General features: G+C 57.9%; 2 protein-coding genes and 1 pseudogene. All 3 read right to left on the minus strand.

The window, feature by feature from the left end:
• Positions 1–486: hypothetical protein (locus ABYB95_RS20290; RefSeq protein ID WP_372661117.1), on the minus strand; the 486-nt coding region annotated here is incomplete at its 3' end.
• 223 nt (positions 487–709) lie between these two features.
• Positions 710–1,870, minus strand: coding sequence for a ribonucleotide-diphosphate reductase subunit beta (locus ABYB95_RS20295; RefSeq protein ID WP_372661120.1), 1,161 nt, complete (start codon positions 1,868–1,870; stop codon positions 710–712).
• A 142-nt stretch (positions 1,871–2,012) separates the two neighbouring features.
• Positions 2,013–3,126, minus strand: a pseudogene (locus tag ABYB95_RS20300) (ribonucleoside-diphosphate reductase subunit alpha); the annotation flags it as partial.

Consider the following 3,126-nt stretch of genomic DNA (forward strand, 5'->3'; position numbering starts at 1 on the left):
AGCGGCTTTCTTGGCTGGTGCAGCCTTCTTGGCCGGAGCGGCTTTCTTCGCTGGTGCAGCCTTCTTAGCCGGAGCGGCTTTCTTGGCTGGTGCAGCCTTCTTGGCCGGAGCGGCTTTCTTCGCTGGTGCAGCCTTCTTAGCCGGAGCGGCTTTCTTCGCTGGTGCAGCTTTCTTGGCCGGAGCGGCTTTCTTCGCTGGTGCAGCTTTCTTGGCCGGAGCGGCTTTCTTCACGACGGCTTTTTTCACCGCTGCCGCTTTTTTCACGGCGGCTTTCTTTGCAGGTGCAGCCTTCTTCACGACGGCTTTTTTCACCGCTGCCGCTTTTTTCACGACGGCTTTCTTAGCAGGTGCAGCCTTCTTCACGACGGCTTTTTTCACCGCTGCCGCTTTTTTCACGACAGCCTTCTTCACCACCGCCGCTTTTTTCACGACGGCCTTTTTAACCGCAGCGGCCTTTTTGGCCGGGGCTTTTTTCGCAGTTGCCATTGTTTTCTCCTTGATCAAGTTGCAAAGAGCACTTCACCTGGTCTTTATGCCGGTGAAGTGATTCAAAGCCCTGGAGTCTTGTGGATGCATCCACGCGCGACCCCAAGGTCTTGAATCCTGTGACAAAACCCAGGCCCTGGCAACGTGTCGCCAAGCACTGGGTTTTGGATGAACGAAAAACATGTGTTTCGATGAGGGAACGGTTGGCTCCGCGCTGGTGTGATCAGTCCCAGGACAGGGCACCGCCCGTCTGGTATTCGATCACGCGGGTTTCAAAGAAATTGCGTTCCTTCTTGAGATCGATCATCTCGCTCATCCAAGGAAACGGATTCTCTTCGTTCGGGAACAAGGGCTCCAACCCGATCTGGGTGGCGCGGCGGTTGGCGATATAGCGCAAATACCCTTTGAACATGGAAGCGTTCAGACCCAGCACGCCACGTGGCATGGTGTCTTCGGCGTAACGGTATTCCAGTTCAACGGCTTTGAGAAAGAGGTCTTTGATCTCGGCCTTGAATTCGGGGGTCCACAGCATCGGGTTTTCGTGCTTGATCGCGTTGATCAAGTCGATGCCGAAATTGCAATGCATGGATTCGTCGCGCAGGATGTACTGGTACTGCTCGGCTGCACCGGTCATCTTGTTCTGGCGACCCAGTGCCAGTATCTGCGTGAAGCCCACGTAGAAGAACAGGCCTTCCATCAAACAGGCAAAAACGATCAGGCTCTTCAGCAGGGTCTGGTCGTTGGCTTGCGTGCCGGTCTGGAAGTTGGGGTCCATGATCGCTTCAATGAAGGGGATCAGGAACTGGTCTTTGTCGCGGATGGACTGGACTTCGTTGTAGGCGTTGAAGATCTCGGATTCGTCCAGGCCCAGGGACTCGACGATGTATTGGTAGGCGTGCGTGTGGATCGCTTCTTCAAATGCTTGGCGCAGCAGAAACTGGCGGCACTCGGGTGCGGTGATGTGGCGGTAGGTGCCCAGCACGATGTTGTTGGCGGCCAGCGAATCGGCGGTGACGAAGAAGCCGAGATTGCGCTTGACGAGGCGGCGCTCGTCTTCGGTCAGTCCGTTGGGATCTTTCCAGAGCGCGATGTCGCGGCTCATGTTCACTTCTTGCGGCATCCAGTGGTTGGCGCAGGTGGCGAGGTATTTTTCCCAAGCCCATTTGTATTTGAACGGCACCAGCTGGTTGACGTCGGTCTTGCCGTTGATGATGCGCTTGTCGGCTGCGTTGACGCGACGCGCGACCGCAGGTGCTGCGGTCTGGGGCGCGTCGACCTGAGCCGATGGCATGCCGGTGGTGGGCATGTGGTCTGGCGCTTTGTGAGCCATGGGCATGGCCGCTGGCTTGGAGGAGGGCGTAACTTGTTCGTCCCAGGTCAACATAGAGGTTTCCAATTCTGCAAATTATCGAAGTGTCGGCACGAAAAGCAAAGTGCTCTGACGTGCTGTGCGTGCGATGTGTTGCGGTGTTGCATCGAAACGTGGTGTTTCGGTGTCGCAGCACATCGGCACGCAGGACATGGACTCACTGACAGGCTTCGCAGCCTGGATCGTCGATGGCGCAGAACTTGATGTCGGTGGCTGGTTCGGTCTCTGCTTCGATCGGTGCAACGGCCACTGTTGTGCTGCTTTCCGCGCCGGACGAAACCGCGTTGAGCTGTCCTGTGCGACCGGTGGATTTTTCAACCTGTGTGGCCGAGGTGGTGCGCAGGTAGTACGTGGTCTTGAGACCGCGCAGCCATGCGAGCTTGTAGGTGTCGTCGAGCTTCTTGCCCGAGGCGCCGGCCATGTAGATGTTGAGCGATTGCGCTTGATCGATCCACTTCTGGCGCCGCGCTGCGGCTTCCACCAGCCACATGGCTTCAACTTCAAATGCGGTGGCGTACAAGGCCTTCACCTCGGAGGGCACGCGGTCGATCGGGCGCAGCGAGCCGTCGAAGTGTTTGAGGTCCATGACCATGACATCGTCCCACAGGCCCAGACGCTTGAGGTCTTTCACCAGGTAGCCGTTGATCACGGTGAACTCGCCCGACAGATTGGACTTGACCGAGAGGTTGCCAAAGCAGGGCTCGATGGATGCATCCACGCCGATGATGTTGGAGATGGTCGCGGTGGGTGCGATGGCGACGCAGTTGGAGTTGCGCATGCCGTCGGTGGCGATTTTCTTTCTCAGCGCGTCCCAGTCCATGGTGCTGGATCGGTCCACATCCACATAGCCGCCGCGTTCGCGAGCGAGCAGGTCGATGGTGTCGGGCGGCAGAATGCCCCGGTCCCACAACGAACCTTTGAAGCTGGCGTAGCTGCCACGCTCACGTGCCAGTTCGGTGGAGGCCCAGTAGGCGTAATAACAAACGGCTTCCATGGAGCGGTCTGCAAATTCGACCGCCGCGTTGGAGGCGTAGGGGATGCGCAGTTCGTACAGCGCGTCCTGGAAACCCATGATGCCCATGCCGACGGGGCGGTGGCGCATATTGGAGTCGCGCGCTTTTTTGACCGCGTAGTAGTTGATGTCGATCACGTTGTCGAGCATGCGCAGCGCGGTCTTGATGGTCTTTTGCAGCTTCTCGTGATCGACCTGTCCGTCTTTCAGGTGTTGCTTGAGGTTGATCGAGCCCAGGTTGCAGACCGCGGTTTCGGTG

It is taken from the genome of Hydrogenophaga sp., from assembly GCF_041633695.1.
GTDB lineage: Bacteria > Pseudomonadota > Gammaproteobacteria > Burkholderiales > Burkholderiaceae_C > Hydrogenophaga.

What these genes read in the sequence shown, in the direction of transcription:
- ABYB95_RS20295 (WP_372661120.1), bottom strand. Translation starts at nt 1,870, where the DNA reads ATGTTGACCTGGGACGAACAAGTTACGCCCTCCTCCAAGCCAGCGGCC.